The 14,564-nt window shown below is 58.4% G+C and carries 10 protein-coding genes; 5 read left to right on the forward strand and 5 right to left on the reverse strand.

From position 1 onward, the window contains the following. The first annotated feature begins 180 nt into the window (after window positions 1-180). The 5 genes from EY643_RS16290 to EY643_RS16310 are packed head-to-tail and all read left to right on the forward strand — an operon-like array spanning window position 181 to window position 9,180. Complete coding sequence (locus EY643_RS16290; protein WP_153240220.1) at window positions 181-585, forward strand: response regulator; 405 nt, start codon at window positions 181-183, stop codon at window positions 583-585. Beyond that, complete coding sequence (locus EY643_RS16295; RefSeq protein ID WP_153240221.1) at window positions 585-1,124, forward strand: chemotaxis protein CheW; 540 nt, start codon at window positions 585-587, stop codon at window positions 1,122-1,124. Before EY643_RS16290 ends, EY643_RS16295 begins: the two co-directional genes overlap by 1 nt. Window positions 1,125-1,139: 15 nt before the next feature. After that, on the forward strand, window positions 1,140-3,260 hold the full coding sequence (locus EY643_RS16300; RefSeq protein ID WP_153240222.1) for a methyl-accepting chemotaxis protein: 2,121 nt from the start codon (window positions 1,140-1,142) through the stop codon (window positions 3,258-3,260). Between the two features lie 59 nt (window positions 3,261-3,319). Next, a complete protein-coding gene (locus EY643_RS16305) occupies window positions 3,320-8,725 on the forward strand; it encodes a hybrid sensor histidine kinase/response regulator (protein ID WP_153240223.1) in 5,406 nt (1,801 codons plus the stop codon). 11 nt (window positions 8,726-8,736) lie between these two features. Then, window positions 8,737-9,180: a chemotaxis protein CheW gene (locus EY643_RS16310; RefSeq protein WP_153240224.1), complete on the forward strand. Its 444-nt coding sequence runs from the start codon at window positions 8,737-8,739 to the stop codon at window positions 9,178-9,180. Here the strand turns inward: EY643_RS16310 and EY643_RS16315 are convergent. From EY643_RS16315 to mpl, 5 genes are all read right to left on the reverse strand, one after another. After that, window positions 9,177-9,608, reverse strand: a complete 432-nt coding sequence (locus EY643_RS16315) for a hypothetical protein (RefSeq protein WP_153240225.1) — start codon at window positions 9,606-9,608, stop codon at window positions 9,177-9,179. The two genes, EY643_RS16310 and EY643_RS16315, sit on opposite strands and share 4 nt — an antisense overlap. Before the next feature lie 158 nt (window positions 9,609-9,766). Beyond that, the gene (locus EY643_RS16320; RefSeq protein WP_153240226.1) at window positions 9,767-10,369 is read right to left on the reverse strand and encodes an LON peptidase substrate-binding domain-containing protein; all 603 of its coding nucleotides are present in this window, start codon (window positions 10,367-10,369) and stop codon (window positions 9,767-9,769) included. Beyond that, entirely contained in the window at window positions 10,359-10,622 is a 264-nt protein-coding gene (locus EY643_RS16325) for a YkgJ family cysteine cluster protein (RefSeq protein WP_153241098.1), read from the reverse strand. Before EY643_RS16325 ends, EY643_RS16320 begins: the two co-directional genes overlap by 11 nt. A 2-nt stretch (window positions 10,623-10,624) precedes the next feature. Next, window positions 10,625-13,195 carry an efflux RND transporter permease subunit gene (locus tag EY643_RS16330; RefSeq protein ID WP_153240227.1) on the reverse strand — a complete coding sequence of 857 codons (2,571 nt, stop codon included), beginning with the start codon at window positions 13,193-13,195 and terminating at the stop codon, window positions 10,625-10,627. Next, window positions 13,192-14,559 (reverse strand): UDP-N-acetylmuramate:L-alanyl-gamma-D-glutamyl-meso-diaminopimelate ligase, encoded by a 1,368-nt coding sequence (gene mpl / locus EY643_RS16335; protein ID WP_476729741.1) that lies wholly within the window; start codon window positions 14,557-14,559, stop codon window positions 13,192-13,194. The genes EY643_RS16330 and mpl overlap by 4 nt, the downstream gene beginning before the upstream one ends. Window positions 14,560-14,564 lie beyond the last annotated feature (5 nt).

Consider the following 14,564-nt stretch of genomic DNA (forward strand, 5'->3'; position numbering starts at 1 on the left):
GTCACTGCAAGTTATTTGCAGGCCACTGCAGCTTACTTGCAAAACGCGGAACTCGATCACAAAAACAACACTTTTTGGTTTGCACCTTCACTTTCGCCCCCAATACTCCCAATTGTTCGAACAAAGAAACGTCCCGGCGGCCTACAGGCCTCCATCGGATTGACAGGAGAAATAACAACCATGTCTCAGGAACAGAATAGCCAGAAGCGACGGGTACTTCTTGTCGATGATGACAAGATCATCAGGCTCAAGGCAACCAAGATGCTGGAACAGTGCGGCTGTGACGTAGCCACTGCGGAGAACGGCTGGGATGCCGTGACTCAGCTGGACGATGTCAAGCCAGACCTGATTCTACTCGATATCACCATGGAGCCGCTGGACGGTTTCAAGACCCTGACCCTGATCAGGGCCAGTAAAGGGGAGTTCAAGGACACCCCGGTGGTCATGCTGAGCTCCCACGACGACGTCTTCACCATGGGCAAATCCAAGGACCGCGGTTGCTCCGCCTACCTTGAGAAGCCTCTGGATATGGATGCGCTCAAGGCAGTGTTGCAGGAATTCCTGTCAATACAGGTAGCCGTGTAATGAGCGGGGACGCCTTCCAGACGCTGCGCATATTGTCGCAGCAGGTTATCGACTATGCAGCGCCGGTACCCGCTACCCAGGAACTGATCCAGAACTGGCACGGTGCCGCGTTCGATCTGCTGGGTACGCGCTGTGTGATCAGCGCCGACGAGACCCGCATGATCGTAGACCTCGGGGACACGATCCCACTCCCCGGTGTCAAGCACTGGGTACGTGGTCTCGCCAACGTTGGCGGTCGCGTTGTGGCTATATCGGACCTGACTTCTTTCCTCTCCGGTGGCGCCAAGTCGTCCGGGGGCAAGCAGGCATTGATCGTCAACGGCCGCGGTATTCATACCGGCTTGATGATTGAGCACAGTTACGGCGGCGTGAGGCTCTCCACCGAGCAGTTGCGCACAGACATCGAGGTTGCAGACGAGCTGCGGCCCTATATCAGTGGCGTTTTTGCCACTAACGACGGGGAATACGCCCTGTTCGACACATCCAAATTACTGATAGACGCAGACTTCACTGAAGCCAGCGTCATAACAACTAGCTAGGGCAGGAGAAGAGCAATGAGTTCTATTATTTCAAAACAAAGAGGGGCCACTGACTCCGTGCTGCTGCTTACCGGAGCGGCACTGGTAGCCACCGTCGCCGGCCTGGGCATCAATATGTATCAGATGTCAGCGGGCGCTGAGCAGGATGACCAGTATCGCAGCATCGCATCAGAACTGCGTGTACTGACTCAGGACATCAACGTGGAGTCCAGGGAAGCCTTCGGCGGCCTCGCGACTGCCTATGATGAGCTGGCATTCTCTCGCAGCCAGTTCCCGGGCCAGCTGGATTCACTCCAGAACGGCAACGAGGAAGTGGACGCACCCGGCGAATCAATGACGCCTTACACGAATGCAATTGCCGAGCAATGGGGCACAGTCAGTGCTGACATCGACGCAATTCTGGGCGCCAAAGACCGAATCCTCTTCGTACGTGAAGTGTCTTCGAACCTGAACGCCAACATCAAAACGATCCAGGCGAACTATAAGGATCTAGTGGACATTCTCGGCGACAGCAGCGTTTCCAACGAAACCTTGCTGGCCGCGCAAGAGCAGCTGTTCCTCATTGAGCGTATTGGCCGAAACATCGACCGGATTCTCGAAGGTGGCAGCGACGCAGCGACAGCTGCGGAAGAATTCAAACAAGACGCCCTGGCCTTCCAACGCACCATGGAAGGTCTGCGTGACGGCGACCGCGCTCGCGGCATCGACCGCCTGCGAGGCGCCGATGCACTGGACGTGTTGAACGAAGCGGAAACGCTCTACGCCCAGATCTCCGGTTCTGTAAACGACATTTACGACTCTCACCAGGAGCTGATCCGCGCGGCACAGGCCGCCAACTCCATCGCTGACACCACCCCCACCCTGAGTGTGGCGGCTGGTAACGCCATGGTTCACGTCGACCAACTGGCCGAGAATCGCACCTGGTCCGGGACTACCGCCACATGGCTGGTACTGCTGGGAATCGGTCTTATGGCCGCCATCGGTATTCGCTTCAACGGCTCGCGCGCTCAAGAGCGCCAGCAACAGGAGCAGGCCCAGGCCACTGAAGCCGAGGTAGCACAGAAGGTACGCGAGATTGAGCCGCTGGCTGCAGGTAACCTGAGCCGGGACCTGACCGTAACCAAGGGTATTACCCAGCCGATTGCGGTGGCTGTAAACCAGCTGCTCGACTGGATGCGCTCGGTGGTAACCTCCGTGAACAACTCTTCTGAGCAGGTTCGCGAAGCGGTAGAGGAATCTTCACAGGCATCCAGCGACGTAAAAGTGTCCCTGGGCGAAGTGGGTAGCATCGTGGCAGACACGGCCTCCACCTCTGTAGAACTGCGTGAAATCTCCGGCCACATGTCCGAGCTCGCGGAAACCACCTCAAAAGCTTCGGAAGAAGCGGTATCCGCGGCACGCGAAGGTGACGTTGGTATTGAAACCCTGATGGTATCGGTAGAAGACATTCGCGAATCGCAGCAGACCGTTGCGAAAACATCGAAACGTCTGGGTGACGATATCGAGATCGTAGCCGACCTGCTGTTCCGTATTCGAGAGGTTGCGAACGCGATTTCTACCCTCGCGATGAACACGCGTATTGAGGCTGCATCGCAGTCCGGTGAAGGTGGTCAGCGATTCGCGGGTATTGCCGACGAAACCGGTAAGCTGGCTAACCAGACCAACGAAATTGTACAGGAAGCTGACCGCGCGATTCGCTCGGTATCTAACCGTATGGCGGAATCTAACCGCAACATGGAAGGTGCCACGCAGTCACTCGTGAAGCTGACCGGTATTGCCGGCGATGTACGTAATCGCTTCGGCCACATTCTGTCCATGTCCGAGAACGCGCGGAACTACATGGTTGAGATGAGCGGCCAGATCGTTCAGTCAGGCGAATCTTCAAGCCGGGTGACCGAGTCGGTATCCGACATTTTGGAAAAGACCCTGCAAACGCAGCGTGCTGCGGACCGAATGGACTCCGCTACCAACGAACTGCGTCAGCTGTTCGACCGCCTCGCAGAAGACACCGCACGATTCAAGCTGGCTGAAGAAGCCGCTGCCAAATCGTCAGGTGCCGCTGTGACCAACGTTGCCGACGCTACTGGTAAGAAGTCAGTAGATATGGGCGACAGCTTGGCCAAGAAAGCAAGCTAGGCGTCACACGAGCAGCATCAGGGATTAAAGCTGGACTATAAGGTAAACGGACAACAGCTATGACTCAATTTGTAGATTTTGTCGCACTGGGGTGGGTTGAAAAAAACCTGCGGGACGAAATGGAAGCGGCGCGCACATGCCTGCACCGTTACCAGCGCGAGCCTGACACCACGGAGCACCTGCTTGAAGCAGAGCGCAACATCCATATGGCCGCAGGTGCACTCCGCCTGTGCGCCCTGGACCCCGCCGCCATCCTCGCTGAGGAGATAGAACGGGTACTGGGTGAACTGCGTGAAGGCAATATCGCAGGCGACAAGAGCAAGCTGGCCATGACTGAGCTGGTAGCCGCCATTGAGGCGCTACCCGCTTATCTGGCAAGCGTTCGCGCCAAACGCGAGGTCACACCTGGCAGCATCGCCACGGTGGTTAACGACCTGCGCGCCCTGGACCATCGCGCCAGCCTCCCTGAATCCCTGTTCTTCAATCCTCCTCTGCCCGATAGCGCCGGTATCAACCGCGATGTCCCTGTGGCGCTGGAAGACGAGATCAAATCCATGGCCAAACAGGCCATGAAATCAATGCATCAACACTCCGAGGCGGCGATCAAGAGCAGTAAAGAAGCTCTGTCGCAGCTGCGAACAGCAGGCGGCCTCGCCTGTCACGCGCTGGCGGGAACGCCCCTGGAGCCCTATTTCCGTTGCTTTACTGCGTATGCAGAAGCACTTGGCAAGGGAACAGCGCAGTCTGACGAAGTGACTCCGCAATTGTTCCAGCACTGTTTCGATACCCTGCGTCTTCTTGAAGAGCGAGGCTACGACGCGCTGGATCGCGCCGGTGCTGCTGCCAACATCAAGAAGATGCTGTACTACATCGGCAAGCAGAAGCGCCCCACCAAAGAACACAAGGCCCTGCTTAAAGCCTTCAGAATTGAAGACGTAGAACGCTACACCGCTGCAACCGAAGACCACATGATCCAGGAAGATGACCTCCTGGACGCGTTGCAACAGACCCAGCAGCAGCTGGTGGAAGTCATGGGCTTCCTCGCCGGCGAGAACAACAATATCTGCACCGCCAACACTACCCTGTCGGCGCAGACACTGCCCAGCCTGCAGCAGGTTGGCCTGCAGTTACACGTTGTCGGACTGCCCGAACAGGCATCCGTTATCAACGAACAATTCAAGGTCCTGCGCGGCTACGCAGAACAGGACCAGCCCGCCGATCCAGCAGACCTGGTGGACTTTGGCGGCGCGCTGAGCAATGTGCGCGATACTATCGAGTACAAGCTCAAGCACGGCCTGTCAGCAGAAGGCGACGCCGCTACCCTGGATCTGGAAGCGGCCATCACCGAGCAGGTCACACGCTGCCTGCGCGGCATGAAAGAACAAATTAACCGCGAGTTTTCCCGCCGTGACCTGATCGCACTGACCAGCACCGCACCGGAAGACCTGCAAGTGACTATCGGCGGCCTCCGCCCGCTGTTTCGCGCCGCGCGCCAGCTCGGCGAAACCGATCTGCTGGATGCGGTAGAACTGTGGGAACAGAATGGCTTCCCGACGGCGGTCACCCTGCTCACCATTGGCAGCAAGTTGCTACAGCAGTTTGGTGACGACGACTTCGTCGCCAGCGCCCGCTCCGAACTGGAGCAGGTTCTCTCTGTCTTGGGCATGCTGGCAGAGAAAGAACAGGAAACCGCTGTTCTCGCCAGCTGCGCAAACTACCTTGAGCGCGCGGTAGAGATGGGCGGACTCATCAACGACGATTCCATGCAGTGCTTTGCCTCAAGCATCGCCGCACTAGAGCAGTACATGGAGTCGCGCCTGATCGACCCCAAAGGCAACCCTGCGCAACATCTGCGCCGCGCCCAGTCACTGTCACAGGAACTCGAAGCTTATACCTCGCGCCGCGCCAACATGCAGAATCCCGAGGGCAACATTGTCGAGTTTGCGACCAAGCCTTCTCTGGAATCGGAAATACTCGACGGCACCGACGACGCCAGCATTGTAGACCTGATCTCAGGCGAAGCCGTTGTGGAAGATCCCGACGCGCTGGCAGAGGAACTCCTCGCAATGGAGGTCGAAGAGGCCGAAGAAGCGCCTGCCACAGCTGTGGCCTCTGCCGGCGGCGAAGCGCCCTGGCGCGACGGCATGGCCCACTGGGCCGGCGCCGCTATCGCACGCGCCCCGGAACCGCTCCAGGATGGTCCTGAAGGCGAAATAGACCAGGAACTGCGCGAGTGCTTTGTCGAAGAGTGCGAAGACTATGTCAAACGCCTGGATGCAGCCCTTCCGGGCTTCCAGGCCGATCCGACGGACAAGAAGGCCATCGGTGAAATCCGCGTTGTATTCCACACCATGAAGGGCAGCGCCAAGACTATTGAACTGCACGCCTATGGCGAGTTCATGCATGATCTGGAGATCATCTTTAACTCCCTGCGTGACGGCTACATCACCGGCACAGTGGAGATCGCTGAGTTTGTCGGCATCGTCGCAGGCAAACTGGCGACGTTCTCCGAACTGATTGCCCAGCGCATCCCGCTGGAAGAGGAAGACTTCGCCATACCGCACAGCATTGCGGCGGCCATGGCCGACAAGTCCTTCACTGACGCATTTACCGTCACCCTGCCGGAAACCGGTGCGGCAGACGACACGACTACCGACGCCGCCGAGGTGGAGGAAGTCGAAGAAGCAGTGGAAGAGGCAAGCCTGCCCTACGCCGCAGAGCTTTGGACAGACAATTCGTCGACCCAGTTGCTCACGTCGATCACAGCCGTGCTGGAAGAGGCCGCTGCCAGCGAGAACCGCGCCGCTATCGAACAGGCGGAAGAACTCATTGCCGCTGCGGTGCCCGCGCTGGTCGAATTGCGCGACGCTGCCGACCTGACCCTGAGCACCGAGAACGTGGCTTACCTGTTCGGCCTCAGTCGCCTTGAGCATATCGCCAGCGGTGCTGTATACGGTCTGGTAGAGTCCTCTGAAGGCCAGAGCCGCATTGAACTGTCGACCAGGGCCAGCGACAAGCTGTACGCCTACCTGGATCTGATCAACGATACCGAAGCGCTCATTCCGGTGCACAATGCGGCGATTCGCCTGCTCTGCACCCATCTGTCCCTCACCCCACCAGAGGAAGAGGACACGGCGCCAGCAGCACCAATGCAAGCGGCCCCGGACAACGTCGTGGTGCTGCGCAAGCAGGCCATCGAAACACAGCCAGCCGAAGAATCGGACATCGATACGGAACTGCTGGATCTGTTCATCGAGACGCTGGACGAGTACACCGAGTCCATCGATTCGGCCCTGACCGCGCTAACCGGGGGCGACGACGCTGCCCTGCGCGATTTGAAGAACACTTTGCACACAGTGAAAGGGGCTGCCAATTCCATTGGCCTGACCACGCTCGGTGCCATGGTGCACGACTTTGAAACCCAGCTGGGCGAACTCGAATACAAGGGTGAGATCAGCTCCAAGGAAGCTCGCGCAAGCATCGAAGGTCTGGCCTCAGAGTTCCACGATGCCACCCGCTTTGTGCGCGTCAACAAGACAGACTGGAACCCCAACCTCGCCAGTGGCGATGCCAGCGAGGAGGCACTGGAACAAGCTGCCATCGAGCAGGCAGCAGATCGCGGCGATGCCGACGAGCGCCGCACCGACACACTCCGTGTCGACACTCCGCGAATCGACAAGCTGCTGGATATGGGCCTCGAGATCAGCATGAGCAACGTGCGGACGCGCCAGGCGCTGGACGCGGCAGGTGCAGACCGCAACGAAGTACAGAGCCTCTCGCGCCGCGTACTGACGCTGGTGGATCAGCTGTCACTGCAACTGGACACCGAAATCCAGGCGAAGTCCGAACTGACCGAATCCGAGCACTTCGACCCGCTCGAGATGGATCGCCTGACGGAGAAACAAGGTCTCGCGGCGATTCTGCGCGAGGCAGCGTACGACTTGCAGGAAGAGTCCCGCGAAATGGGCATGCATCTGGACGACGCTCAGCGCGAAGCCCAGAGTTCCAGCCGCCTGCTCCAGACCAACCAGTCAGAATTGCGCCAGCTACGCCTGGTAGAATTCTCCCGTCTCGGCCCCGGCCTGCGCCGCCTGGTTCACCAGGTCAGCCGCCAGCTCGGCAAAGAGATCGACTTTATCTTTGACTGTGGCAAGGGTGGCCTCGACATTCGGGTCTTCGAACAGATCCGGGTTGCACTGGAGCATATGCTGCGCAACGCCATCGACCACGGTGTCGGCACGCCCAATGAGCGTCAGGCCCAGGGCAAGGTAGAGCACGGCAACGTCAAACTGAGCATCTCCCGCTCCGGTTCAGAATTCCTGATCCGCCTGGTAGACGACGGCAACGGTATTGACCCCGACGCCATGATCAAGAAAGCGATCGGCCTGGGCCTCATCAGCAAAGACGAGAATATTTCCGACGCTGATGCCCTGCGCCTGATTTTCCGCTCCGGCTTTACCACTGCCAAGCAGGTGACCGACGTCTCCGGCCGCGGTGTGGGCATGGACGCGGTATACCAGGCCATCAGCCAGGCCGGCGGCTCTGTCGACATCCAGTCCAAGCCAGGCTTCTACACCCAGTTCGATGTGCGCGTACCTGCCAGCATCATGGTAAACGAGGCACTCCTGGCAACTGTTGGCGAAGAAGAGATTGCGATCCCGCTGACGTCCCTCAAGGGCTCCGAGTTCCATCGCCGCGACGACATCCACAAGGTGGCTACCGAGACCGACGGCCGCATTTCCTTCCGCGGCGAGCAATACGAGGTACGCTATCTCGGCGTAGTGCGAGGCACTGCGCCTCAGCCCACGCTGGAGGCTATGCCCGACTTCGTGCCGGTGCTCTTCGCCCAGCACAACCGTCGCCGCGTGGCCTTCTACGCAGACGGCCTGAGCACTGCTGAGGACATGGTGATCCGGACCTTGGGCGTTCAGTACACCAACGTTCCCGGCATTGCGGGCGGTGCGGTGAAATCAGACGGCCAGCCGGTACTCGCACTGGACCTGAACGAATTCATCCTGCAGGTAGAACACGCCGACACAGTGTCTGCATCCGACAGCCACGAGCAGGAATCCAGCACCTTGGTACTCTGTGTGGACGACTCGGTAATGATGCGCCGCACTTACGAGAAACGTCTGGCCAGCCTGGGCTACAAAGTGGTCACAGCGGTAGACGGTGCAGACGCACTCGACTACCTGTCACAGGCCACCCAGATCCCGGACTTCATCTTCACTGACCTGGAGATGCCGAATATGAACGGATTCGACTTCATCGCTAACCTGCGCCGTGCGCCGGACCTGACGCACATCCCCTGCATCATGGTGTCTTCACGGGATGCCGACAAGCACCGGGCAGAAGCGGAACGTGTCGGTGCCAATGGCTTCCTGGCCAAGGGTGCCAACACCGCCGAGGGTATGCAGGCAGTGATCAACCGCCACCTGCAACAAGATACAGCGATGGTCAGCTGAGGAATTAGAGAATGTCTGAATATATCAACGAAACTCTGGATCTCGCGGCCCTGCCTCTGGCAGACGGCCGCCAGGTACTCCTGCCCCTGCTGACGCTCGCCGAGGTACAGCAGGTCAAGTTTGAGAAGGGAGATGCCGGCGACATGGGCACCCTGAGCTGGCGTGGACACGAGGTTGAAGTGACCTCACTCGAGGCATTTTGTGGCCTCGAAGCGGCGCCACGCGAGCAGCACACCACGGTAGGGATTTTCCGTGCGAACAAAGATGCCAAACAACCGTATCACGCACTCGCTTTCTGCGGACTGGCCGCTCACATGAACGTCAGTGCGGAAGATGTCCAGAGCGAGGAGCTACCTGAGGAAGGCTCTTTTGCTTCAGCTGCGACGATCGAGGGGGAAACGTACCTGGTAGCCAACCTGGAGGCGCTGGGCTACAAAGAAGGCACCGTGCACTAACCGGCGATATTGAACTCTGACTCGTCACCCGACCAGAGCTGCTGCTCATCGGCTGCGCCGGACTTCTCGCGAAGATCCTGAATATACGCGAAACGATTGGGGTAGAGCTTGCGCATCATTTCGACAACCTTGGGTAAATCCAGCACCCCGGTCTCGATAACGAAATAGCGCTTGGCATTGCGATCGTGGTTAAACACGACGCCGTCCTGGTCCCGGAGCCGATTTTTGACATAGTGAAGCGTGCGCTCACTGCAATCAGCAGCCTCGCAAAGCAAGTCAGGGTCATCCGAGTGCACCATATGAAGCGCGACCAACACCAGATATTTACGGTGTGGGCTCTTGGCAGGAACCGGTTCAAGGCTCGGTGCCTGCATTTCATGGTAAGTGACCGGATTGTCAGATATTTGTTTTTTGTTCTGTCTGGTCATGGCTATCAGCGGGTCCGTTTCTCTAGATACTCCCTACCCTTTTCCTACGATCGTCAATTCAGCTAGGCTTACTAACATATATTTGCACAGAAAATGTGCAAGCACTAACAACAATTTTCTCTACTTTTCTGCAGAAAATACGCGTTTTTGCCAACTTTTCATGCTTCCCCGCTGATCTCATTCAGAGTCTTATCCAGGGCGTTCATCAGCTCGTCGATGTCGCTAAAACCCAACATCTCGTACTTGGCGTACTCTTCTAACGGCAGAAGTTGTGCCAGGGCCCAACCGACCTGCCACGCGTCGTCAAAATCCGGTGTTAAATTCAGCCGCTGGACGTGAGGGTGCGCCTCGAGGCTCTTGAGCACGTCCAACAGGGACTGCCAGCGGGCCTCCATAGCGACGGGCTGCGGGTGCGAACGCGACGACACTTCCCCCACCACCAGCCCGTTGGCCCGGGTTTCAGTCGTGTGTAAATCGAAGCGCTCACCGCCCTCGATCGTGATACCGAGCAGGCCGTTGGGCAACTGGTCCCAATCGACAATATGCGCGCTGCACCCAACATCCCCAAGGTCTGGCGATGCCTTGCCCCGTTGTGACACCTCGGCGCCGCGCCGAATCCACACAACGCCAAATGGCTGCCCGGATTTCATACAATCCCGCACCAGGTCCAAATAGCGCTGTTCGAAAATCTGCAGCGGCACCCGCCCGCCCGGGAGCAAAACACCAGACAGGGGAAACAGCGACATCGTGCTAACTTCCATGGGGGTTACTCGCGTGTTCAAGGGCATAAATATTCACCAGTGCCTGATCGCGATCGCCGCCGCAGATACCAGGCTCAGCAGCAAACGCGTTGCACAGTGCCGGCCGGCTGGGGTCACCAAACAGTGCGCACCTGAACTCGCAGTCGAGGTGGATACAGCGCTCGCCTGCCGCCTTGCCTTGTGGCATTCCCGGCAGCGGCCCGGTAATGGAAGGCGCAATACAGCAGGCACCGCAAGCAACACGACACTCCACGCTCACTCGCCCTCGGGGCCGAGCGGCTTGAACATGATAATCAGCTGTGGCAACAGCAACAACGCTCCAAGCACGGCAGTAATCATGGCCAGCACAGTGAGCAGGCCAAAGTAGATGCTGGGATTGAAATTGGACAGGGTCAGCATGCTGAAACCCACCACTACTGTGAGCGTCGTATAGTACATCGCGCGCCCGATACTGCCGTGGCAGCGATGCATCGCTGCCCGGTAATCCCGGTCGACCCGGAATTCACGCATATAGCGGTGCACATAGTGAATACAGTCATCGACACCGATTCCCACCACGATCGCCGCAATAGTGATCGTCATGATATCCAGCGGAATTCCCAGCAGCCCCATCACCCCCAGGACCAATCCCGCGGCCAGGACATTGGGCGCAAGGGCAATCAAGGCCAGGCTCAGCGAGCGGAACAAGAGCAGGAACATAATCAGGATGGCCGTAAACACCGCCCCTAGGGTAAGGATCTGGGAGCGGAAAAGACTCTGCAGTACGTTGTTATACAGCACCAGCATGCCTGTGAACTGCACCTGCTCTTCGGCAATGCCCATGTCATTCACGAGGTGGCTGTGTAAGTTCTTCAGGAACTGATCCCGGCGCAAATTCTCACTCGTTTCCTTGACCCGTACCGACAACCGAGCCTGCTCGTTATCCACCGAGAAGTATGGGTCCACCATCATTCCCTTGATGTCCTCCGGCAGACTCTTCTGCACCAGCGCCAACTCGACGCTGCCGACATCCTCACCCAGCAAGCTTTTTACCACAGCAAAAACGGTGGACAGCGAAAGCACCTTGCCCGTCTCCGGCAGCGAGTCGACATAGGCGTGTACCGCGTCCAATTCCCGCATACCTTCCAGACTAAACCAGTAACTGGGCTGGAAATCGTCATCAGCAGTGGCAAAATCGTCGAAACCACTGTCGAAATCGTCACCCCATTCATCTTCGAACCCACCCTCGAATTCGTCGTCGACCGGCACTGACGGTGCCACGTCCGCAGCCGGTGTGCTCGCCGCGAGGCCTGGCAAATCTGCATTGAGGTCAGGTGCGTCGAGCAGGATGTCCAATGGGATCGTGCCGCCGAGCTTGGAGTCGAGCAATTCCATACCCTGATAAATTTCGGTCGATTTGGCGAAGTAATCAATAAAGCGGTTTTCCACTATCAGCCGACTGCACCCCACTCCGATGAGCACCATCAGCATCAGGGTTATGCCGATAATGGTCCCGCCACGCTTGTCGGTCAGCCGGGCAAACCAGGCCGTGAGTGCGGGATCAGCGCCGGTGTGCACGTGAGGTTTGCCCTCGGGCCAGACCAGCATGAGACAGGGTACGAGCACAAACGACATCAGCAAACCGACCGCGATGCCAACAGTCATCATCCAACCGAAATCAATCACCGGCTGGAGACCTGACACCACCAGCGAAACAAACGCCACGATGGTCGTGATGCCGGTATAAAAACAGGGCACTGCCATCAGGCGGACAGTCTCTGCCACGCGCGGTAGCAATTCGCCGTCGGGGTCCAGCGCATGTAGCTCGCGATACCGCACAATCAAATGAATACAGATGGCGAGGGTGATAATGAGCAGCACCGCCACAAAGTTGGAAGAGATGACCGTCATACGCCAGTCCAGCGCACCGAGCAATCCCAGCATCACGATCACCGTTGAACTGCAGGTAACGAGGGGAATCACGACCCAGCGCACGCGCCGGAAAACCAGCGCCAACACAACGAGCATGACACCGAGTATGGCACTGCCAAACGTGACCAGGTCGCTGCGAACAAAACTGACCATGTCCACCGCTATCATCGGCACACCGCCCACAAAGAGCGTGGCATCGCCGGTGTAACGGGCAGCTATATCGCGCACCGATTGCACCAACTCGCCGCCCTGTTCCAGGCTCTGTGCCGTATGCGCCTTGAACTCACGCTCAGCCTCTCGCAGGCGCTTGTGTCCAGCGTTATCGAGCGCGCCCTCTTCGCGTTCAGCGCGGAGGCGGTCACGAGCATTCAGCAACTCGAAGTATTTGTCATCCCGGGCCAGATTGATCTGCACCGCAGTGAGATCGCCATCGCGACTGGCCAACAGATCGGCATAGATGGGGCTCGTGGTGAGCTCTTGCAACACCAGATCCAGATCGATATCAGGATCAGTCAGGCTGGGCAGGGGATCGGCTGAGGTAATATCGGAAAGCGTGACTGGAGGGCTCTGTAACAGCGGCACATCCCACACCGTAACCACCGAGGACACGCCGCGAACCTGGCGCAACTCGTCCGCCATTGCACGCAGCGGCTGCAGTGATTCAGGAGCGAGTAGCGGCCCTTCCGGCTGCCAGGTAATAAGCACAAAGTCTTCTGATGAGTAACGCGCACCTACTTCACGGAACACTTCTAGCGACGGGTCACCATGCAGCATCAGGGAGTCCGCCGAGGCATCGAGCTTTATCTTCGGCATCTGCGATGCCGCAGCGCCCACCAGTACAGCCATCACCAGCAGCCACAACCACGGGCGACGCAGGACCAGTGTTTCATAGCTGCCGGCGAGGAAAGAACTCACGCCCGAACCTCCAGCGCCGCCAACAATTTGCCATGAATCCCGCCAAAACCACCGTTACTCATCACCACCACACTATCTCCAGGTTGACTCTGGGCAACCACCTCGGCCACCAGGTCATCAATATCCCGACTGAGACTGGCATTGCCAGAGGCGTCAATCACATCCTGCATATCCCAATCCACACCGGGCCCCTGATACCAGAACACACGATCTGCTTCTGCCGAACTCGGCGCCAATTTCGTGCGGTGTTCGCCCATACGCATGGTATTGGAACGCGGCTCGATAAGTGCTATCAGCCGTCCACTACCCGGCCTTGCGCGCATCCCGGCTAGCGTAGTCGCAATCGCTGTCGGATGATGGGCAAAATCATCATACACGGCAACATCGGCCACCGTACCCAGGTGCTCAAGGCGGCGCTTGATACCTTTGAACTGGGCGAGCGCGGCCGCTGCTATCTCGGGCAGTACGCCGACATGCTCTGCCGCTGCCATGGCAGCCATGGCATTTTCAACATTGTGCATTCCACAGTGTGTCCATCTCACTTCCACCTTGTCCGAGTGGGGGCTACTGACCAGGAACGCCGAGCCATCGGCCTCGAGCAACTCCGCTGACCAGTCTCCCGCGCCCGCCGCATTGAAGCTCACGCGCGGCGTCCAGCAGCCCATGTCCAGGGTACTGGCGACCGCGTCGCTATCGGCGGGGTGAACAATCCGGCCCAGGGCCGGGACGCAGCGCACCACGTGATGGAACTGGCGCTGGATAGCGGCCAGATCGGGAAAGATATCTGCATGGTCGAATTCGAGATTGTTGATCACCAGCGTCCGCGGGCGGTAGTGGATGAATTTCGAGCGCTTATCGAAGAAAGCGGTGTCATATTCGTCGGCTTCCACGACGAAAAAGTCGGTACCTCCCAGGCGGGCCGAAATACCGAAATCAGCCGGCACACCACCAATCAAAAAGCCCGGCGACATCCCTGCATACTCGAGAATCCACGCCAGCATACTACTGGTACTGGTCTTGCCATGGGTACCGGAGGCTGCCAGCACCCAGCGCCCCTGCAACAGGTTTTCGGCCAGCCACTGTGGCCCCGAGGTATAGGCAAGGCCCTGATCGAGCATGTATTCCACCGCAGGATTACCGCGGCTCATGGCGTTGCCCACTACGACACAATCCGGTGCCGGCTGCAGGTGCTCCGCTTCATAGCCTGTCATCAGATCTATGCCGGCAGCTTCCAACTGGGTGCTCATAGGAGGGTAGACATTGGCGTCGGAACCGGTGACCCGGTAGCCAAGCTCCCGGGCAAGCAGTGCGATGCCGCCCATGAACGTTCCGCAAATGCCCAGAATATGAATATGGCCTTTCAAAAAGC

Source organism: Halioglobus maricola (assembly GCF_009388985.1).
GTDB lineage: Bacteria > Pseudomonadota > Gammaproteobacteria > Pseudomonadales > Halieaceae > Halioglobus > Halioglobus maricola.